The sequence below is a fragment of the Methylomicrobium lacus LW14 genome (assembly GCF_000527095.1).
GTDB lineage: Bacteria > Pseudomonadota > Gammaproteobacteria > Methylococcales > Methylomonadaceae > Methylomicrobium > Methylomicrobium lacus.
Genome location: NZ_AZUN01000001.1, coordinates 1,001,284 through 1,021,191 on the forward strand (window position 1 = coordinate 1,001,284; position 19,908 = coordinate 1,021,191).

Here is a 19,908-nt window from a genome sequence, read left to right on the forward strand (position 1 = left end):
TTCGATACATTAACCCGGCGACGCCAGCACTACCGCGCCGGTCACCAGCAGGTTCAAAAGTCCCGCCGGCAAGAGAATTTTCCAGCCAAAGGCCATCAGCTGATCGTAGCGCGGGCGCGGCAGCGCGCCGCGGATCAGAATAAAAAACAACACGCCGATGCCGGTTTTCAGACAAAACCAGACTAAAGGGGGTAGCCATGGCCCCAGCCAGCCGCCGAAAAAAAGCGTGACGATGATCGCCGAACTCAAGATGATCGCGACATACTCGCCGACGAAAAACATGCCGAATTTCATGCCGGAGTACTCGGTATGAAAGCCCGCCACCAGTTCCTGTTCGGCTTCGGGCAGGTCGAGAGGTGCGCGTCGGCTCTCGGCGATGACCGCAATCAGGAAGATGACGAAGCCGATAAATTGCGGCACGACAAACCAGACGCCACGCTGAGCCTCGACGATCTCTCGCAAATTGAATGTACCGGAAAGCATCACCACGCCCATGATCGAAATGCCCATGAAGACTTCGTAGCTGACGGTCTGCGCCGCGGCGCGCAGGCCGCCGAGCAGCGAATATTTGTTATTGGATGCGTAGCCGGCCAGTACGATGCTGTAGACCGACAGCGAGGACAAGGCCAGGAAATAAAGCAGCCCGAAATTGAAGTCGATGATGCCAATGCCCGGCGCAAAAGGAATCACCGCGAATCCGAGCAGCATGGCGATGAACACGATGGCGGGCGCGAGCACAAATACCCCTTTGTCCGCAAAAGGCGGAATCCAGTCCTCCTTGAAAAACATCTTGATCATATCCGCGGCCACCTGCATCAGACCCAACGGTCCGACCCGATTGGGCCCGAGTCTGTCCTGCCAGATCGCCAGAAGACGCCGCTCCACCCAGATCAGCATCGCCGCGACAAAAATCACCGAGGCCAGAATGCCGACGATATCGCTTGCTTGACCGAGTTCAGCGTTCATCAGCGAATCTCCGTATCGGGCGATTGTTCGGGCTCCGCTTTTTTCAGCACAACCCGGGCGCCATTTTTTAAGAGGAGACATTGCGGCAGACCGGCCGTGACGCCGAGCATGGCGGGAGGCAAGGTAAGCTCGATTCGCACAAGACTTCTCACTAAGAGAAATCCCTTTGGGTCGAAAATTTCGACTGGCTCGCTGCCGCAGACGCCCAAGGTTTCGGCATCCTCGGGATTGATTAAAACGCAAAAAGCGGGAAGCCGTTCAACAATCGGTTGTGAATGCAGGCTGAGCTCTTCGCTGCCGAAAATGTTCGGCAGAAGGATGACTCGCCAAAGCCCAGGTTCCTGTTTTGAAGGCAATGGAATTTCCTTAAACCAGGGCAGCGTTCCCGAGGCTTCAATCAAGCGGATGCCGGCATCGCCGCCGCGCAGAGGACCGCCGATTTGATCCTGGAACTTATTGACCGACTGATTGGAATTCCAGCCCGGCGCCCAAACCACCGGCAATAAAGCCGGCTGAACATGAACCGTGTCGCCTTCCATCGAAAAAGCGAACGCCGTTTCCGTGTCCTGCGGTTGGCCGAGTTCGCTGACCTTGATGTCGGCATGCATCGCGGTGCGCCCGCTGTAGCGGTGCGGTTGCCGCGGGATTTTAGCGCCGATGGGTTGGGCATTTCCAAGCGGCGCGAGGCGGTCTAACCAGGCAAGAGCCGGAATAGATGCCGCGCAGGCCGAAGCCAGATCCTGAAAATGGTTCCATTGAGGGTTCTCGATCGCCTGGATAAGCCATTGCCAACTGGCCTGTACCCGTCCTTCCGCCGGGTAAACCGGAAAATAACGCTGAGCCCGTCCTTCATTGCTGACCACGGTGCCTTCGGATTCGGCGAATGTCGCGGCGGGCAGCAACAATTCGACTTTGGTGGCCGTGTTGTTATGTAAACTGTCGATCGCCACGACATGGCTAGCGGCACTAAAGAACGAATCCATTTGCGGTATCGGTGCGCGCCGATACAGGTCGTTCTCGAGAATCACCACGGTATCGGTCGAACCGTCGTTCACGCGCGCGAAAACCTCATGCAGTCGTTTGCCGCCGATCATCGCCAAGCCTAAACTGTTCGCTTCGGGCAGCGTAAAGATCAAGCCTTTGTCCTGAGCCGGCAGCGCCTTCGCGACATTGTACGCCGCCTGAATGACCGCCAGGCTCGCTGAACTCGTTCCAGTAACAATCAGAGGCCGTTTTGCCTGCATTAATTGGCTGGCTATCGTGGAAGCCTGCGCCCGTTCCGCATCGCCAAGATCGTGGGGAAGGGGAGATTCCTGATTTAGGTAATGAGCGATCGCGAAGCCAAAACGGGCGATCGCATCCGGGCTGCCGTGAAAGGTAGAGGTGGCGACATCATCGAGCCGGGTGGCGCAGAGGCTCGCGATGAACAGCGGGCTTCGCGCCAGATTCTGCAACTGCCGGACAGCGGCATCCAGCCAGTGAGGAATTTTCAATTGGTGGGCCAGTTCGAACGTTGCGTTGCGTACCGCCTGCCGCAGCGATAGCGCTAGACGCGGCGCGCTGTGCGTGACGTCTTCTCCCAAAATCAATACCGCATCGGCCTGTTCGGTTTCGTGTAGGGAAGGGGTATGAATGCCGCCTTTAGTCATGATATTCAGAATTGTATCGAGCAGCGTGTGCTCGGTGTCGTCAAACCCCAGATAGAAATTGGCCTCGCCGACCAGAGAGCGCAGTGCGAAATTCGCTTCCAGAGAAGCGCGCGGCGATCCGATGCCAATGGCTCCCTTGGGTAATTTCAGCAGCGTTCGAAAATGCGTCGTCGCGGTTTCCGAAGTTGCGGCGGTTTGACCCGAAATCCGTGGGGCATGAATGCGGAGGGCACTGTTCACGAAGCCGTAGCCGAAGCGTCCGCGGTCGCAGAGAAAATAGCCGTTCACCTCACCGTGATAACGGTTGACGATCCGCCGCAATTCGCCGTAGCGCTCTCCCGGCGCGGTGTTGCAGCCCAGGCTGCAGTGAACGCAGACCGAAGGCGCGGTCTGCAAGTCCCATTTGCGCGTGTAATGCGCGCTGAAGGTTTTATCGGTAAAGACGCCAGTCGGACAGACTTCGACCAGATTGCCGCTAAATTCGCTGTCCAGCGCACCGTCTTCGAAGCGGCCGAAATAGACGTTGTTATGGATGCCGAGCACTTGCAGGTCATGGCTGCCCGCGTAATCGTTATAGAAACGGACGCAACGATAGCAGGCGATGCAACGGTTCATTTCGTGATTGATGAACGGGCCTAAATCCTGGTTCCCGTGGGTACGCTTATGGCCTCGATAGCGCCGCGCGGTGTGTCCGGTCATCACGGTCATATCTTGCAAATGGCATTCGCCGCCTTCTTCGCACACCGGGCAGTCGTGCGGATGATTGGTCATCAAAAGTTCGATGTTGTCGCGGCGGAATTGCCGGACCTGTTCGGAATCTATAGAAATACGCATCGCATCGGCGACCGGCGTCATGCACGCCATCGCCAGGCGTCCGTGATTATCGTCCGCGTCCTTGTATTGGACAATCGCGCACTGCCGGCAGGCGCCCGCCGATCCCAGCGCCGGATGCCAGCAAAAATAAGGAAGATCCAGGCCCAACGACAAACAGGCAGCGAGCAGATTGTCGCCGTCCTTTACGTCGTAAGTGCTGCCGTCGATTTCGATGCGGGCCATCAGCCGGTCTCCAGGATCGTATTGCCGCAGGAAATGTAGCGCTCAAAATCCGCGCGGAAATATTTCAGTGCACTTTGCAAAGGCTCCATTGCGCCGGGAGCCAAGGCGCAAAAAGTATTGCCGGGCCCCAGCATCCGAGTTAAGCCGGCTAGCGTATCGAGATCTTCGAGCCGTCCGCGTCCCTCTATGATGTCTTTCAACAAGGTGACCGTCCACGGCAAACCGTCCCGGCACGGCGTGCACCAGCCGCACGACTCCTGGGCAAAGAATTGTTCAAGGTTGAGCACCATTTGCACCGGGCAGGTCTGGTCGTCGAGCACGATGAGGGTGCCTGTGCCCATGCGGCTGCCGGCCTTCGTAACCGCATCGTAATCCATCGGCACGTCGAGATGTTCGGGCAGCAGGAAATCGGTCGAGGCGCCTCCGGGCAGAAAGCCGCGCAGCTGATAGCCATCGCGCATGCCGCCGGCATGATCCTCGATGATTTCGCGGATCGGCGTGCCCATAGGCAATTCCCAGAGGCCTGGGCGCCTGACCCGCCCGCTCGCGCCGAACAGCTTGGTGCCCTTGTCCGCGCCGCGTCCGAGGCTGCGATACCATTCGACGCCGTAACGCAGAATATGCGGCACGTTGCACAAGGTTTCGACATTGTTGACCACCGTCGGCTTGCCCCACAGGCCGCTGACCACCGCGAAGGGCGGCTTGGGGCGCGGGGTGGCGCGTTTGCCTTCCAGCGCATTCAAGAGCGCCGACTCCTCGCCGCAGATATAGCGGCCGGCGCTGCTATGCAGATGAATCCGCAGGCTGAAATCGGAATGGAGTATATGCTCGCCGACATAGCCCTGGGCGCGGGCTTCCTCTAGGGCGTGGGCCAATCTTTCGGCCGCCAGGTGGTATTCACCGCGCAGAAAGATATAGGCGGTTTGCGCCTGAATCGCGTAGGCGGCGATCACGATGCCTTCGAGCAATTGATGCGGGTCTTTTTCGAGCAGGAGCCTGTCCTTGAACGTCCCCGGTTCCATTTCATCGCCGTTGACGACCAGATAGTGGGTTGGGTTTCTGTCGGCGTCGTTCGGCTCCGGCATCGGAACGAGGCTCCATTTCAGGCCGGTATTGAAGCCTGCGCCGCCCCGGCCTCTGAGTCCTGAGTCCTTGACCCATTGCTGGACTTCTTTTGGCTGTAGATTCTTAATCGCGTTGGCGAGTCCCTGATAGCCGCCGGTTTGCAGATAATCCGCCAGCGACGCGAAGGGGCGATCCGCTTTGATGTTTTGGGTTAATGGTCTGTCCATTCTATCCATCGCGCTTTATTCCCCGAAAATCTGCTTCACCGTATTATCGGCGAGATCCAGTATCAGTTGATCGCCGACCATCGCCACCGGTGCGTGATCGCAGGCGCCGAGGCAGACGATCGGTAAAATCGTGTATTCGCCATCTTGTGACATTTCGCCGAGTTCGACGTTCAAATGCCGGCACAGACGTTCGCGGACCTGTTCAGCGCCCAGCATCCAGCAAGTGACGCTGTTACAAACATGGATCACGGTCTTGCCGACGGGCTGACGATAGATCAGATTATAAAAAGTCGCGACGCCTTCCAGTTGCGCCGGCGCGATAGCGAGCAATTCGGCGACGGCCACGAGGCTGTCGTCGGAAACCCAGCCGCGGTGTTTTTGAACGATCTTCAGCGCCTCTATCGAAACGGCTGACTTGTCTTCATAGTGGCTCATTTCGCTGTGAATCTCGCCGATTTCGGCGGAGCTTAACCCTGCAAACGGTGGGTTTGTTGATTCCTGCATGTCAGCGGTCCACGTCGGCCATCACAAAATCGATGCTGGCCAGTATCGCGATCAGGTCGGGTATCATCATGCCCCGGCACATCATCGGTATCATTTGCAAATGTGCGAAAGAAGGCGTTCGGATGCGGGTGCGGTAGGACATGCCGCCGCCGTCGCTGGTCAAGTAATAGGCGTTCAAGCCCTTGGTCGCCTCGACGGTCACACAGGCCTCGCCGGCCGGTACGACAGGCCCCCAGCTCACGTTCAGAAAATGTTGAATCAAGGTTTCGATATCGTGCAGCGTGCGCGTCTTCGGCGGTGGCGTGGTTAGCGGATGCTCGGCCTTATAGGGGCCTTCTGGCATGTTGTCCAGGCATTGCTTGATAATCCTGACGCTCTGGCGCATTTCCTCGACTCGCACCGCGCAGCGGTCGTAGCAGTCGCCATGCGCTGCGGTCGGTATCTCGAAGTCGTAGTTTTGGTAGCCCGAGTACGGCCGCGCTTTCCGGTAATCCCAGTCCAGGCCGGTCGCGCGCAGTCCCGCGCCGGTCGCGCTCCAGGCTATCGCTTGCTGGGTCGTATAAGCGCCGACGCCCTGCGTCCGGCGTTTGATCGTGCTGTTCTGTAGCACCAGTTTGTCGTAATCGTCCAGCCGCCCCGGCAGATAGTCGACAAATTCCCGAATCCTCCTGTCCCAGCCTTTCGGCAAATCCATCGCGACGCCGCCGATCCGGAAATAGCTGGAATGCATGCGGGCGCCGCTGATCGTTTCGACAATATCGAAGACCTTTTCGCGGTCGATGAACATGTAAAAAATAGGCGACATCTGGCCGATGTCCTGCGCAAAGGTGCCATAGAACAAAAGATGGCTGGCCAGCCGGTAGAATTCGGAAATCATGACCCGAATCACCTCGGCCCGCTGCGGGACCTTGATGCCCGCCAGTTTTTCGACCGCCAGCACATAAGGCAGGTTGTTCAGCGAGCCGCCCAGGTAATCGACCCGGTCCGTGTAAGGGATATAGGTATGCCATGATTGGCGTTCACCCATTTTTTCGGCGCCGCGGTGGTGATAGCCGATGTCCGGCAACGCGTTGACGATCTCTTCGCCGTCCAGTTGCAGGGCGATGCGAAAAGCGCCGTGAACGCTCGGATGATTCGGCCCCATGTTCAGAAACATGAAGTCGGTCTCTTCGCTGCTCCGGCTCATGCCCCAATCCTCGGGAACGAAGCGCAAGGCGTCTTGCTCGATTTCTTGGCGTTCGTCGGGAAGGCTAAAAGGTTCCATTTCGGTCGCGCGGGCGTAATGGTCCTTGCGCAGCGGATGGCCTTGCCAGGTTGGCGGCATGATGATGCGCCGAAGATGCGGATGGCCTTCGAAGACGATGCCGAACATGTCCCAGACTTCGCGTTCGTACCAGTCGGCGGCGGGCCAGATATCGCTAATCGTCGGTAGGGCTAAATCATCTTCGTACAGGGCCACTTTCAGACGAATGTCCTCGTTGCGGGTAAATGAAAGTAGATGATAGATGACTGTAAAGTCGCTTTCCGGCAGGCCGTGACGGTGAACGCGCTGACGCTCGTCGACGGCGGTCAGGTCGAACAGCAGCACATAAGGGGAAAATATCTGGAGCTTTAAATAGCCAAGGATGGTGCGAAGATGCTGACGAGGTATCCATAAGGTCGCGATGCCGTCGTCGGTGGATTGAGTAATTAGGTCGGCGATACTCAAGCGCTCGGCGAGTTCCTGTGCGATTTCGAGATTGCCAGAAGGGTCAGCGGTTTGGTCGGCGTTAGCGTTCACTGTTTAATCCCCTGAATCCGGTCGATCTAGAGTTCGTCGGGACTTCTTAACTCCCGAGTGCGCATCCTTTCATCGGTCAGAAGGTCGCGATAGCTCGGTTTTTCGGCCGGTTTGACGACGGCTTGGTCGCCGACGATCCAGCTTAAAGGGCGCCTTTCCTGGCCTATCGCATTTTGCAGCAGCATCAGCCCCTGCAATAGCGCTTCAGGCCGGGGAGGGCAGCCCGGCACATAAACGTCGACCGGCAGAAATTTATCTACGCCCTGCACGACACTGTAGATATCGTACATACCGCCGGAGTTCGCGCAGGAACCCATCGAAATCACCCAACGCGGCTCCAGCATCTGCTCATACAGGCGTTTAATGACAGGCGCCATTTTCCGAAAAACGGTGCCTGATATGACGATCAAATCGGCCTGACGAGGCGAAGCACGGATCACCTCGGAGCCGAAACGGGCAATGTCGTGACGGCTGGTGAAGGCGGTCGCCATTTCGACGTAACAGCAGGAAAGCCCGAAATTAAACGGCCAGACCGAATTGGCCTGGCCCCAGGCGACCATGTCCTCGAGTCTCGCGAGCAGGAAGCTGTGGCGAAGCACCTCTTCGTTCGCATGCGTCCCTGGTTGCGGGGCGGGATCATCGTCGGCGCGGGTCAGAGTCCAATGCATGAATATCCCCTATGGCCTGTTGACAGGAGCATCGTGGCGTTGCCGGCGGGTCCGCCAGTCGAGCGCGCCGATTGCGGCGAGGTAGATTAGTGTTGCGATCAGGATGCCGATAAAAATCAACGCTTCGAAAAAGCCCATCCACCCTGCCTGCTTCACGGCCACTGACCAGGCAAACAGAAAGACGGTCTCCATATCGAAGATCACAAAAAAAATCGCTATCAGATAGAAGTGCACCGAAAAACGAATATGCACATCGCCTGTTGGGACGATGCCGGATTCGAAAGGCTCATCGGCAGCCTGCGCGCGGTGTCTTTGTCCGAGAAGATAAGCGCCGCCCAGCATCATGGCAGTAATCAAGAGTATCGCCCCGAAATAAATGATCAGAGGGAGAAGATTGGCGGCAGGACTGACTTCGGCATTCATTCAGAACCCTCATCTTACCGAGAATGAGAAGGAGACCAGCCTTCAGAGTCACCAAATTTGAATCAATTCGGGCTTCGATAAAGCTTATTTCGGATAGTCTCTATTTGGGGATAAAAACTGTCCCCCTAGCTTCATTTAATTGATGTGACAAAACAATTCGGTAATCGTTCGCAGATTTTTTGTACTTGAGTTAATACGAATGAACTCATCCTTTCCCATTCCCGTTCAGCATCGCCTTGACTGCATCGGCCAGCAAGCCGTCCAGCCTGATGCAGGAGGTCGTATGATCGATGCTGTCGGTGCTCCAGAGCGTCTGGATGCCGGCCTCTCGAATCACGCGCTCGGCATCGCCGCAAAACAGCGCATGGGTCACGACCGCATGAATCTCGCCTGCGCCTTTGGCCTTTAACAATTCGGCGGCCTTGGCCAGCGTGCGTCCGGTGCTGGCCATGTCGTCGACGATCACGACCGGTTGGTGGCGGTAATCAGCCTCCGGCAGCGTCAGCGTGACCTGGGTATCGCCGAGCCTGACTTTTTCCGCGACCTGAAAGGCAAAGCCGGTCATCACGGCGAGCGTCGCCACCCATTGCCTCGATTCGCTGTCGGGCCCCAGCAACAGCGCGGTATCGAGCTGCTGTTTGAGAAAATCCGCGATCGCGGCCGTGGCGTTCAGGCTGATTGCATGGTCAAGCGGTATCGCCTGTTGCAGCCGGTCGATCCGGTGCAGGTGCGGATCGACCGTGATCACAGCGTCGAATAGGTCGGCCAGCAACCGACCGATGTGACGCTGGCTGACCGCGACGCCCGGCCGGTTCGCAAAGTCCTGGCGCATGTAGCAGAGATAAGGCGCGATCAGCGTCAAACGCTTTGCGCCGAGTTCCCTTGCGGTTCTGGCAGAGAGCCATAATTCGATCAGCTTGTCGTTCGGCTGGTTCAGGCTGCGGCAAATCAGCACATGCTCGGGCAAATCGGGGGGCAGGGCGATGAAACTTTCGCCGTCCGGAAAATGATGCACCTCGACTACGGCCAGCGGCAGTCCGAGACGCTTTGCCAGGCGTCGCGCCTGCGGCAGATAATCGGAAAAGGCCAGAATCAGCATCGTTCTAAAAGGCCATCAGCGGCTTGAGTAAGTCGACACTATCGCCCAAGGTGTAGCCGTCGTTTTGGGCGGCCAGATCCTTAGCGAAGGTGAAGTCGGCCGGAAACTCGGCATGAATGCGGTACAACACATCGCCTTTTTTGACCGGGCTGCCCAATTTTTTGAGCAGATCGACGCCGGCCCGTTTCATCATCGGCGCGCCGGCCATCCGGGCGATTTTGGCCATCTGCAGATTGTCGATTTCGGTCACGATGCCGTCGTTTTGCGCAACCACCTCATGACAAAGCGAGCCCGGCGTCAAATCGATCGGTTTCGAACCCTGAGCCTGGATAATCTCGTTCATTTTCGCACAGGCCCGGCCCGATTCGAGAATATCGCGCGCAATCGCATAGCCCTGACCGCCGCGCACGTCGGGGTCGAATTCGATGATGCGGCCGGCCAAGTGCAAGGATTTTTGACGCAAATCCTCTGGTGCACCAGGATCGTTTTGCAGCACCAGCATCACATCGCGCGCTTCCAGCGCAGGGCCGATGCCGCGTCCGATCGGCTGGCGTCCGTCGGTGATCATCACTTCCAGATGCAGATTGAGCCGGTCGCCGACGAATTCGAACAGCTTGCGCAATGCGAGCGCCTGCCGCATTTGCCTAACTTTCGCGGAAGGACCGACAGGTATGTCGATCAAAAGATGCGTCGAGCCGGCCGCCAGCTTTTTGGATAAGATCGACGCAACCAATTGACTCTGCGAATCGATACTTAACGGACGCTCAACCGCGATCAACATATCATCGACCGGCGCGAGCCGGGCCGTGCCGCCCCAGGCCAGACAGCCGCGTTCGCGGCGCACGATGTCATGCAATTGCTCGGGAGTCAGATTGACTTCGCATAACATTTCCATGGTATCCGAGGTGCCGGCCGGCGAGGTGATCGCCCGGCTCGACGTTTTCGGGATCAGCATGCCATGCGCGGCGACGATCGGCACGACCAGCATCGAGGTCCGGTTGCCGGGAATACCGCCGATGCAATGCTTGTCGGCCACCAGGGGTTCATCCCAGTCGATCCGGTCTCCGGATTGCAGCATCGCGCGGGTCAAATAGAGCAGCTCGTCGCGATCCAGACTGTTTTGGCCGGTCGCGACCAGAAAAGCGGCAATCTCCATTTTCGAATAGCGGCTTTCGACGATGTCATTGCATATGCTATTGAAGTCGGCCTGATCGAGCCTCTCACCATTGATCTTGCGGCGCACAGCATCCATCGATTTGGGCGGTTCGGCATGATTGACCGTGACCAGGCAGCCCTCTTCGCAGCTGAATTGCTCGAAAGCCTGTTCCGACAAGCCGAGCTCTCCGGGCTGCACGATCGAAGCATCATCGACCACATTCAGAACCGCCAGCACCTTGGTGCTGTCCAAACTGACCTGAATCTTCGACAGCGCCTGAAAACCCTCCGCGCGGTAAATGCCGCATTCGCGGTGCATATAGGCGACGTTTTCATGATAGGTATCGATCGCGGTTCGGCGAAGTTGCAGGGTGTCGGTACTCATGGCGGTTGTTATGGTTAGCGTTTGCCGATCATGCGATTAATCCGGCCTATTGTCAACTAGCCGGCTTTACAGGCAAGCCATGGAATGGCATAGTAAACCATTGGCCGGCAGACTCAATGGCGCCGAGGGCAGGGAACCACAAACCCGCTTCGGCCGAGAGTTTGCGGCAGACGGAGAATTACATCATCAATTATGAGCAAATGCAGTTGGGCGTTGAGCAGCCCGCAAATGGAAAACTATCACGACGCCGAATGGGGCGTGCCGGTGCATGACGACCGGTTGTTGTTTGAATTTCTGGTATTGGAAGGTGCGCAGGCCGGGTTGAGTTGGTCGACGGTTTTAAACAAGCGCGAAAATTATCGGCAGGCGTTCGATCATTTCGATCCCGAAACCGTGGCTCGCTACGACGAACAGAAGATTGAAGAACTACTGCAAAATCCGGGCATCATCCGCAACCGCCTGAAAGTTCAGGCCGCCGTGGCCAATGCCAAGGCTTTTCTGGCCGTGCAGGAAGATTTCGGCAGCTTCGACGAGTATATCTGGCGTTTTGTCGACGGCGTGCCGGTCGTGAATCATTGGCGGACGCTTGAGCAAATTCCGGTCTCGACGCGCGTGTCCGAAATCCTTAGCCGCGATCTGAAGAAACGCGGTTTCAAGTTTGTCGGCAGCACGATCTGTTATGCGCACATGCAGGCGACCGGCATGGTCAACGATCACACGATCGATTGTTTCCGGCATGCCGAAATCATCAATCAATATCCATTGCCAGAAGAAGAGGAGTAAATCGCCATGCGTTTTTTACACACGATGATTAGGGTTCGCGATCTGGAAGAGTCGCTCGATTTTTTCTGCAACAAACTGGGGCTGATCGAAGGCAGAAGGATGGACAGCGAGGTCGGCCGCTTCACGCTGGTTTATCTGCACGCGCCCAAAGACGCCAACCAATCCAAAGAAATGCAGTCTCCGGAAATCGAACTGACTTTCAACTGGGACCCTGAAGACTATACCGGCGGCCGCAACTTCGGTCATCTGGCGTTTGAAGTCGACAACATTTACGAAACCTGCCAAAAGCTGATGGATGCCGGTATCTTGATCAACCGGCCGCCGCACGACGGCCACATGGCGTTCATCCGTTCGCCGGATCAGATTTCTATCGAATTATTACAGAAAGACGGCCCGTTGCGGCCCCAGGAACCATGGCTTTCTATGGCGAATAGCGGAAGTTGGTAAAACCAGCAGGTCTTTTTATACTTCTCTTGCACATGCTGAAATGGCAATATCAACCCGGCAGACGTGGAAATAGCTGGAAATTTTCGATTGATGAACAGCGCTTGCGCTTTCAAAAAGTCCTTAAGCAAAATCCCGGCTTAAAATCCGGTATTGCTGAAATCCTATCCGATGCTTATGAACTCGCCGTGATGAAGGCCGCGCATGAAACGGGATTACGTTTCGATATATTTCCTGTTGCTTGTCCATGGACAATGGAACAATTGATTCAGAAAGATTTTTATCCGGATTGAACTGATGTTCTTTCAATCGCAGCCAAGGCGCTTATAGCCACAAGTCCGTCATTCCGGCAGGGATTGCCGGAATCCAGGCCACAGGGATGTTTTAATCATTGAGGCATCACTCAGCCGCGTTTGAATGACTTGCTTAAGGGCAAAATCTCTAAATTTTCACTCAATGCTTTACTAAATATCGCGGAGCCTCTCGGTCTTCGGGTTCATATAACGCTTGATGCGGCATGATGATTTTGGGCGCCTGACCGGACGGACACCGATAAAGGGTCTTCCCGGCATGGGCCCACAGGAGCAAGGCGCTTTGCCTATATTAGCATCAGCTTTTGCTGTTGTTTTTTTTCCATTCCTTTTTTGCCCTCATAAAATCATTTGCACAAAAGACTCGGGTTGCATGATCTCTTAGATAATTACATTGTTCGGGTTTCTGGTATATTTTTTTGAACTCTGAATTCTCTTGTACTGCTGCCTGATAGGCTTTTGTGCTGTTTTCATACACAATTTGACTCCTTGTTTTAGGTACTACAATTTGGGGGGCGCTATAAAGCGGGTAGGGCCTTAATTTCGATTCCAAGGATTCGCTTCTAGTCCCTCCCGTAATGAAGTTGCTTATGCCTCTTGCCAGTTCTTTAAACTCAAAGCTGGTTTGCTTTATTAGCATGGCTTGCCCGCCGAAGTAGATCACTTCCATTACAATCAAACAACAAAACACGATGGCGACGGCTGGGATTATCGGAAAAATTGGTTCTGGCCCATCATGATTTCTTTCTTCATCATACCTATGATTTCTCATTTTTTTGCTCTGTTTCTTAAAATGACCTAAGTATAGAAGCTAATAAAAGAGATTTTTTAAGATTGGGTAGAGTTGTTGTTTCTGGCCTGTTAGTTCTAAAATCCTTTTGGCCGTCCACCGGCGATTTTTGCAGCGTAAAACGCCTCGCGAAAATATAAAGCCTTCCCAGCCTTCGATATTTATGCTTTTACGATCCCATAGCAGCAAAAGCTGCTCGGCCATCGGTGGAGCGTCCGTCGCACGTTCTTCGTTCAGTCCCACGGTATTCCAGCGGATGTGATAAAACTTTGATTTGGGTTTTCTTCCGCGCTTCATTTTTCGTGATCATTGCAAAAAGCTTCAGGATAGTCGCCAAAGCTTGTTTCCGATTAGCCTTAAAAGACTTCGCATAATGTAGCGGCCTTATGTATAAAGGCCCTGGCGGATCATGGTTAGCCCGTCGGGGCCTTTTTGCATAAGGCGCATTATGCGTTGGCTCAATAAATACTTGCCTGTTTCTGTGGGCCGTAGTAGTTTAAACAAACATCCCTGGTGCCCATTTGCCGGCGATAGACGCTTAGTCTAGCCGGCATGGGCACCGGGGGAAATGCCCCCCCTTTACTAACAGGGGGGTAACTTCGAAAATTCCCTTGATTTCTGATTCTGAAATCAAACTCAACCTTCTTTTTTCCTTCCGCAATCGTTGCGCTCGATCTTGCGCTTTTTTAAACCCGTGCTATCATTGATTTATGATAGCAACAATCAAATAGGGCCTATTCTATGCGGGGCGGCAAACGACCAGGGGCAGGGCGTAAACCCAGCGAACCGACTAAAATGGTTCGGGTTCCGATTTCCTTGATTCCTGAAATTCAGGCGCTGATTGCGCATCGTCGCGAGACTTTGAATGCTGATGCAGAAATCAAACCGGCCATTGTGGAACCGTCTTTGATTCCTGAAACAGAAATCAAGTCAGGGGGTGCGTCAGCGTCTTTGATTGATGAAGCTGAAATCAAACAGGCGGATACGCCGGTGCCTTTCGATAAAGACGCGTTACGGTCTTTGGAACGCGTGCCAAAAGACGTTCAGCGTCAGCTTAAGTCGGACTATGGCTCATTGACCAATGCCGTTAAGGCGGGTATCCGGGCGCAACGCTATGATGGCAAATGGCGGGCCGTGCTGCCTGGGTAGCCGGTTTCGTGCGGTGGCGTTAGGCTGCCCACGCGAGACAGGAAGTCGAGCATCCGACCGGCGCTTTTCCGGTCGGATATAGCCGGAAAAGAACCTTGAGCGAAGCTTGGAACGTTGAACCCGGCGTAACAAGGGATTTCGGGCTTTTCTGACTGAGATAGACTGCTTTTTATTATCAACCGCTTTTATAAACCTTGCGGGTGTGCCAGTCGTAACGTCTACAGGCGCAAGGCGCTTAAGGGTCGATCTTTAACGTGGTATCCGAGACTTCGCATAATGTATATTATGTTAAATTGTGTATTATCAGAGTGGCTGCCCTTTCTGTTCATTGCCGAGCGTTCCCACGAGTGATCTTGATGGCTTTCGTGATTCATCGTTTTTTGAACTCGCTAGCGCTCATACGATATTTCTTCAGCTTTCCGTATACCGCTCGGGTCGTCAGTCCCATTGCCGACGCCACTTCTTTGATATCGCCGTGATGGGTTTGCAGGGTCTGTTTCAGAAAAACCTGTTCGGCGTCTGCCAGGATTTGCTGTCGGTAGGCGTTCCAATCCTGTGCCGTTGCCGCTGGTTTCGCGTCCAATTCCAGCCGAGTGAGTTCGTTGCCTTTGGTGAATAGCACACTGCGTTCAAGCGTATTTTCCAGCTCTCGCACGTTTCCGGGCCAGGTGTAGGCGCGGATTTGACTCATCACCTCTCGGTTGACCGACAGCACGTTCTTGCCGTATTTGTCGTTCAGCCGTTTCAAAATTAACTGCACCAGATGCGGCAAGTCCTCCGGGCGTTTCATCAGCGGCGGTATCCACAGCCGCACCACATTCAGACGGTAAAACAAATCCTGACGAAACAATCCCTGTTCGACATGCTGTTCCAACTGCCGGTTGCTGGCGGAAATAATACGCACGTCGACACTCAAGGTGTGCTTGCCGCCGACCCGCTCCATCTCGCCTTCCTGCAGTACCCGCAGCAGACGGGTTTGCGCGGCCGGCGACAATGTGTCCACTTCGTCGAGAAACAAAGTCCCGCCTTCGGCCCGCTCGAAAAACCCCTGATGCACTTCCACGGCTCCGGTAAAAGCGCCCTTCTCGTGGCCGAATAGCTCGCTTTCGATCAGGCTTTCCGCAATCGCGCCGCAATTGATCGCGACGAACGGTCGGTGTCCGCGCTCGCTCATCGCGTGTATCGCTCGCGCGATCAATTCCTTGCCGACGCCGGTGGCCCCGCTGATCAGCACCGTCGCGCGGGTCGGCGCGATGATTTCCACTTGCTGCAAGACCTTTTGCATGGCCGGCGATTTGGCGATAATCGCCGGCGCCGGTTTAGCGGCATGCTGCTTGGGCTTGCTCCACCAAATAGTGCGCATTCTTTCCTCGATGCGGGAATGCAGCGCCGCCATTTCCGATTTGTCCTCCCGCTGATCCTCGCGCCGGTACTCCAGACCGGGCTTGTCGGCGGCGGTATCGGGGCTGGTGTGAATACAAACTTCACAACCGCCGTGTTTCCTGGCGATACTCTGGCGGATTTCCACCTTGGCGTAACCGAAGTTACGGGCGGCGATACCGCCGAATACGCTGGACGTCATCCGGCACAGCTCTGGAAAATTGGTCACGCCCTCGCCGAACGGACAACGGCTGTTAACCACGGTAATGGTGCCCGGCTCGACCGATGCCAACGAGAAATTTCCGCCAATACGGTTTTTCAACGCCAGGATCAAATCGATGTAGTTCTCACGGTCCAGTTCGCCCTGCCTATCATATTCGTCGCGATAGGTCTGCTCGAAATACTGTCCGGCACTCTTGGCGATATGCTCGATCAACGATTCGCAATGCCCTTCCCCCTCCTGTTCGCAGGCGTGCATCAGTTCCAGGATGAAAGTTTGCAGAAAAAATACCGGGGAAATATGGGAAAAATCGTGTTCGCTCATGATGGCAAATTAGTGAAATCAATTTTCATAAATTGAAACACACATTCAATTATTGGACAAGCTTAAATTACCAATTAATTGATTTTTATGGTGTTTTATCTGCATGCATTCTTGGCCCAAAGTTTGCTTTGTTCTACTCGAGACTGTCTACGGATAGAAAAACCGGATGGCAATGGTTGTCCCCCTCCCGCTGCGCATCCGAAATGAAACCGCCGTTGCGCAGTCTCTTCGCACCCGCCGATGGCTACGGCGTTTATTAAACAGAACTATCGTTAGGAAACCTTCATGAGCACCGACAGACCGCCATTAAACCCGCACCCGCTGAGCGACTATGTAGCCTGGGCCGGCAACCGCAACCGCGCGCCGATTCTCGGCGTACTGAAAGAAAAACTGCCTAAGGAGTCGGGGCGGGTTCTGGAAATGGCCAGCGGCAGCGGCATGCATATCAATTTCTTCGCGCCGCATTTCGACCATCTACACTTTCATCCCACCGACAAGGATCAGGAAGTCTTCGATAACATCAAACAGTTGACCGCCGACCATGGCAACGACAACATCGCCGATCCTGTGCATCTGGATCTGACCGATCCGGAAACCTGGTTCAATCCCGGCGATAAAAACTCGTTCGACGCGATTTTCTGCATCAACATTTTTCAGGTCGCTCCGATTTCGATCGCCGACGGCATGATGGAATGCGCTTCGCATCTGTTAAGCGACGACGGCATTCTGTTGATCTACGGTCCATTCAAAGTCGAAGGCCGTTTTACCACCGACTCGAACAAGGAGTTCCATGACACCTTGTCGTCCTACCAAGTTTCTGAATGGGGATTGAAAGACGTAGCCGATCTGAAAATGGCCGCCGCCCACCACGGCATGGTGTTGAAGGAAATTATCGATATGCCGGCCAACAACTTTTCGTTGATTTTCGGCCGCGGTTAACCCTCGGGAGACAACATTTTGAGCTCGATATTCGACCAAATTATGCAAGCGAACCTAGGCTACAGCGCCACATTCGACAAAGGCGATTTGCCGATGCCGCCGGGCCGCGGTTTTGCCATTTTGACCTGCATGGACGCCCGCCTCGACCCGGCCAAATATGCCGGACTGTCCGAAGGCGACGCTCACGTGATCCGCAATGCCGGCGGCCGCGCCAGTGACGACGCGATCCGTTCGCTGGTGGTCTCCTACAAACTGCTGGGCACCCGCGAATGGTTCGTGATCCATCACACCGATTGCGGCATGGAAACCTTCACCAACGAGATCATGAGCGATCTGTTGAGTAAAAGCCTTAAAACCGCCAGCATCGACGCCGGCGGCTGGAGCGATTGCGGCGAAGGCCCGGGTTGTTGCGAAGGCAAGTACATCAATTGGATGACCATTAAAGACCAGATGGAGAGCGTTCTCGAAGATGTGGTACGAATCAAGTCTCATCCGCTGGTGCCGGCGGATATTCCCGTTTACGGTTTTATATACGACGTCAAATCCGGACGCTTGCTTGAAGTCCCCGCCGCCACCGAACTCGGGCGAGCCAGCTGATGACCACGGGCAAAGTGGCGCTGGTGCTGGGTGTCGGCCCGCTACAGGGCCTCGGCGCGGCGTTGGCTCGGCGCTTCGCGGCCGAAGGCCTACAGGTTTTTATCGCTGGGCGCAGCTTGGAGAAACTGGCTTTGGTCGCGGACGCCATCGCCGAATTTGGCGGCGCGGCATGTCCGGTCATCGCTGATGCGACCGTCGAGACTGAGGTACAGAGGTTATTCGAGATGGCGACCGCGGACGGTCGGATTTTGGAAATCGCCGCCTACAATGTCGACAGCAATATTCCCGCCCCCTTGCTGGACACCGATGTCGACACTTTTACCACCTTGTGGCGGCAAAACTGCCTCGGCGCTTTTCTGTTCGGCCGCGAAGCCGTCAAACACATGCTGCCGCCACAGCGCGGCACGCTGTTTTTCACCGGCGCGACCGGGTCGTTGCGGGCCAAACCGCCATTCACGGCATTCGCCGCCGCCAAGGCCGGCGTGCGCGCGTTGGCGCAAGGCATGGCGCGGGAATTCGGGCCGCAAGGCATTCATGTGGTGCATGCGGTGATCGACGGCGTGATAGACGGCGACCGGGCGCGCGGCCAATTCCCGGAGTTTGTCGCCGCGAAAGGACAGGAGGGCCTGCTGCAACCGGATGCGATTGCCGAAACTTATTGGCAACTGCACCGTCAACATCCGAGTGCCTGGACCCACGAAATCGATCTGCGTCCATTCAAGGAGCCATTTTGATGAATACAATCAATCCACCGTTTCGGTCCACCGGCAGCGATCCTTGACCAGCTTGTCGGTTTTTTGATTGCCGATGCCTTTCGCAATCAGCGTAATCACACGATCGTCGGTATCGTAGCCGACATGCGCATCCAAAGGATTGGCGAGTTTGCCGAGACCGAAAGCGTCAAAAATGGTCGCGACATTGATATTGATATTGGTCACGTCGATGCAAAGCCTCGAGTCCAGGTATTTTTCGACAAAACCGTGCGGAATCGCATAACTCAGTAAATCATTCGGATCGCTGAACGCGATGATCGGTGTTTTGGTCAGCAAGCGCTCCTGAAATTTCTCGCCCGAGGCATCACAATAGGCGTGTTTTTGGTTCGCGACGTCCGGCAATTTACGGCCCAATTGCAGCATCGGCAGCTGGTTCGACATCATGTAGATCGGAATCTCCTTGTTTTTCAAGGCCTCCCGAAAGCCGACATCGCGCTCGTTGATCAAGGAAGCGATGCGCTGCATGCCGTCGATGGTGATGCGGCTGCCGAGGCTGTGCGAAATAACGGCGTATTCATCAGTACGTACATTTTGGGCCAGTTCGACATCATTAAACGAGCAGGACTGCTGGACATCGTCCGGCAAACTGTCCCAGCCGTTGCGGGCCATCCAGCAGAAGGCCTGGGCGAAAGACACCAGAATGTCTTCCCGGCTCTCGCCAAGATAAATGATCGGATCGGGGCCGGTGTCGTTCGAAAACTTTTTCAACAGATCGTTGATTTCCGCGCGCCGAAACGAATATTCGCCGGAATTGTCGTATGCCAGCACTTCTTTTTGTGCCGCGGTGATCTTCGACCAGGTCAATTCATAAAACAGTAACTCATTTTTTCTATCCTTACTGAGCAAACGGTGGATGCGCAAATTGCCGAGATTTTTGCTGGCATCGGCCCGGCTGGTCAGCGTGATGTTTTTCGGATGCGCGGACTGGGCGGTCAGGTCGAGCTTTTGCGCGAGCTTTTCCAGAAACTGCGTTGCATAGCCCGGCAGATGATCGCCGACGCCATGCACCATCAGCACCTTCATTTTTCCCTGTGAATTGTTGAGGTGCGGCAATAGCCCTGCAAACGGCTTGCCCCAGATTTCGCAGACGCGGGTATCGACTGACTCCTGTTTTTCCAGAAAAGCCTCGACCATGCCCTTCCCCAGGCTGGCGGCGCAACCGCTCAGTAAAATTGCGCTGCAAGGTAAAATGAGGATGTTCAATAATCGTTTCATCGGTTA

General features: G+C 55.3%; 21 protein-coding genes. 8 read left to right on the plus strand and 13 right to left on the minus strand.

Annotated features, from left to right (window positions below; all coding sequences use genetic code 11):
• Positions 1–9: 9 nt before the first annotated feature.
• From nuoH to METLA_RS0104465, 9 genes are all read right to left on the minus strand, one after another.
• Entirely contained in the window at positions 10–966 is a 957-nt protein-coding gene (gene nuoH, locus METLA_RS0104425; protein ID WP_024297405.1) for an NADH-quinone oxidoreductase subunit NuoH, read from the minus strand.
• Positions 966–3,671: an NADH-quinone oxidoreductase subunit NuoG gene (gene nuoG, locus METLA_RS0104430; RefSeq protein WP_024297406.1), complete on the minus strand. Its 2,706-nt coding sequence runs from the start codon at positions 3,669–3,671 to the stop codon at positions 966–968. The genes nuoH and nuoG overlap by 1 nt, the downstream gene beginning before the upstream one ends.
• Positions 3,671–4,963 carry an NADH-quinone oxidoreductase subunit NuoF gene (nuoF, locus tag METLA_RS0104435; RefSeq protein WP_036281437.1) on the minus strand — a complete coding sequence of 431 codons (1,293 nt, stop codon included), beginning with the start codon at positions 4,961–4,963 and terminating at the stop codon, positions 3,671–3,673. The genes nuoG and nuoF overlap by 1 nt, the downstream gene beginning before the upstream one ends.
• Positions 4,964–4,978: 15 nt before the next feature.
• The gene (gene nuoE, locus METLA_RS0104440) at positions 4,979–5,467 is read right to left on the minus strand and encodes an NADH-quinone oxidoreductase subunit NuoE (protein ID WP_024297408.1); all 489 of its coding nucleotides are present in this window, start codon (positions 5,465–5,467) and stop codon (positions 4,979–4,981) included.
• A 1-nt stretch (position 5,468) separates the two neighbouring features.
• Positions 5,469–7,247 carry an NADH-quinone oxidoreductase subunit C/D gene (gene nuoC / locus METLA_RS0104445; protein ID WP_024297409.1) on the minus strand — a complete coding sequence of 593 codons (1,779 nt, stop codon included), beginning with the start codon at positions 7,245–7,247 and terminating at the stop codon, positions 5,469–5,471.
• Positions 7,248–7,273: 26 nt separating this feature from the next.
• Positions 7,274–7,915 carry an NADH-quinone oxidoreductase subunit B gene (locus METLA_RS0104450; RefSeq protein WP_024297410.1) on the minus strand — a complete coding sequence of 214 codons (642 nt, stop codon included), beginning with the start codon at positions 7,913–7,915 and terminating at the stop codon, positions 7,274–7,276.
• A 9-nt stretch (positions 7,916–7,924) separates the two neighbouring features.
• Positions 7,925–8,338 carry an NADH-quinone oxidoreductase subunit A gene (gene ndhC, locus METLA_RS0104455; protein WP_024297411.1) on the minus strand — a complete coding sequence of 138 codons (414 nt, stop codon included), beginning with the start codon at positions 8,336–8,338 and terminating at the stop codon, positions 7,925–7,927.
• Between the two features lie 205 nt (positions 8,339–8,543).
• Positions 8,544–9,437 (minus strand): ribose-phosphate diphosphokinase, encoded by an 894-nt coding sequence (locus METLA_RS0104460; RefSeq protein ID WP_024297412.1) that lies wholly within the window; start codon positions 9,435–9,437, stop codon positions 8,544–8,546.
• Positions 9,438–9,441: 4 nt separating this feature from the next.
• A complete protein-coding gene (locus METLA_RS0104465) occupies positions 9,442–10,977 on the minus strand; it encodes a thymidine phosphorylase family protein (protein WP_024297413.1) in 1,536 nt (511 codons plus the stop codon).
• Between the two features lie 192 nt (positions 10,978–11,169).
• On the opposite strand from METLA_RS0104465, the gene METLA_RS0104470 reads away from it, so the two are divergent.
• From METLA_RS0104470 to METLA_RS21725, 4 genes are all read left to right on the plus strand, one after another.
• The gene (locus METLA_RS0104470; RefSeq protein ID WP_024297414.1) at positions 11,170–11,760 is read left to right on the plus strand and encodes a DNA-3-methyladenine glycosylase I; all 591 of its coding nucleotides are present in this window, start codon (positions 11,170–11,172) and stop codon (positions 11,758–11,760) included.
• 6 nt (positions 11,761–11,766) lie between these two features.
• Positions 11,767–12,207 (plus strand): VOC family protein, encoded by a 441-nt coding sequence (locus METLA_RS0104475; protein ID WP_024297415.1) that lies wholly within the window; start codon positions 11,767–11,769, stop codon positions 12,205–12,207.
• Entirely contained in the window at positions 12,201–12,497 is a 297-nt protein-coding gene (locus tag METLA_RS0104480) for a DUF29 domain-containing protein (RefSeq protein WP_024297416.1), read from the plus strand. Before METLA_RS0104475 ends, METLA_RS0104480 begins: the two co-directional genes overlap by 7 nt.
• Positions 12,498–12,602: 105 nt before the next feature.
• Complete coding sequence (locus tag METLA_RS21725) at positions 12,603–12,725, plus strand: XRE family transcriptional regulator (protein WP_084480062.1); 123 nt, start codon at positions 12,603–12,605, stop codon at positions 12,723–12,725.
• An 88-nt stretch (positions 12,726–12,813) separates the two neighbouring features.
• On the opposite strand, the gene METLA_RS0104485 is transcribed toward METLA_RS21725, so the two are convergent.
• Together METLA_RS0104485 and METLA_RS0104490 are read right to left on the minus strand one after the other, a co-directional pair.
• Positions 12,814–13,287: a hypothetical protein gene (locus tag METLA_RS0104485; protein ID WP_024297417.1), complete on the minus strand. Its 474-nt coding sequence runs from the start codon at positions 13,285–13,287 to the stop codon at positions 12,814–12,816.
• A 39-nt stretch (positions 13,288–13,326) separates the two neighbouring features.
• Positions 13,327–13,602 carry a hypothetical protein gene (locus METLA_RS0104490; protein ID WP_024297418.1) on the minus strand — a complete coding sequence of 92 codons (276 nt, stop codon included), beginning with the start codon at positions 13,600–13,602 and terminating at the stop codon, positions 13,327–13,329.
• Positions 13,603–14,046: 444 nt separating this feature from the next.
• Here METLA_RS0104490 and METLA_RS0104495 point away from each other — a divergent pair, with 444 nt between their 5' ends.
• Complete coding sequence (locus METLA_RS0104495; RefSeq protein WP_152539367.1) at positions 14,047–14,454, plus strand: hypothetical protein; 408 nt, start codon at positions 14,047–14,049, stop codon at positions 14,452–14,454.
• A gap of 370 nt (positions 14,455–14,824) precedes the next feature.
• Here the strand turns inward: METLA_RS0104495 and METLA_RS0104500 are convergent, their stop codons facing one another.
• Positions 14,825–16,378, minus strand: coding sequence for a sigma 54-interacting transcriptional regulator (locus METLA_RS0104500; protein ID WP_024297420.1), 1,554 nt, complete (start codon positions 16,376–16,378; stop codon positions 14,825–14,827).
• 285 nt (positions 16,379–16,663) lie between these two features.
• Here METLA_RS0104500 and METLA_RS0104505 point away from each other — a divergent pair, with 285 nt between their 5' ends.
• Genes METLA_RS0104505 through METLA_RS0104515 form a run of 3 tightly spaced genes read left to right on the plus strand, consistent with a single transcriptional unit; the run spans position 16,664 to position 18,648 of the window.
• Positions 16,664–17,317 (plus strand): DUF938 domain-containing protein, encoded by a 654-nt coding sequence (locus METLA_RS0104505; RefSeq protein WP_024297421.1) that lies wholly within the window; start codon positions 16,664–16,666, stop codon positions 17,315–17,317.
• 42 nt (positions 17,318–17,359) lie between these two features.
• Positions 17,360–17,914, plus strand: a complete 555-nt coding sequence (locus METLA_RS0104510) for a beta-class carbonic anhydrase (RefSeq protein ID WP_425411736.1) — start codon at positions 17,360–17,362, stop codon at positions 17,912–17,914.
• A complete protein-coding gene (locus tag METLA_RS0104515) occupies positions 17,914–18,648 on the plus strand; it encodes an SDR family NAD(P)-dependent oxidoreductase (protein ID WP_024297423.1) in 735 nt (244 codons plus the stop codon). The genes METLA_RS0104510 and METLA_RS0104515 overlap by 1 nt, the downstream gene beginning before the upstream one ends.
• A 9-nt stretch (positions 18,649–18,657) precedes the next feature.
• Here the strand turns inward: METLA_RS0104515 and METLA_RS0104520 are convergent, their stop codons facing one another.
• Positions 18,658–19,902: a hypothetical protein gene (locus tag METLA_RS0104520; RefSeq protein ID WP_024297424.1), complete on the minus strand. Its 1,245-nt coding sequence runs from the start codon at positions 19,900–19,902 to the stop codon at positions 18,658–18,660.
• Positions 19,903–19,908 lie beyond the last annotated feature (6 nt).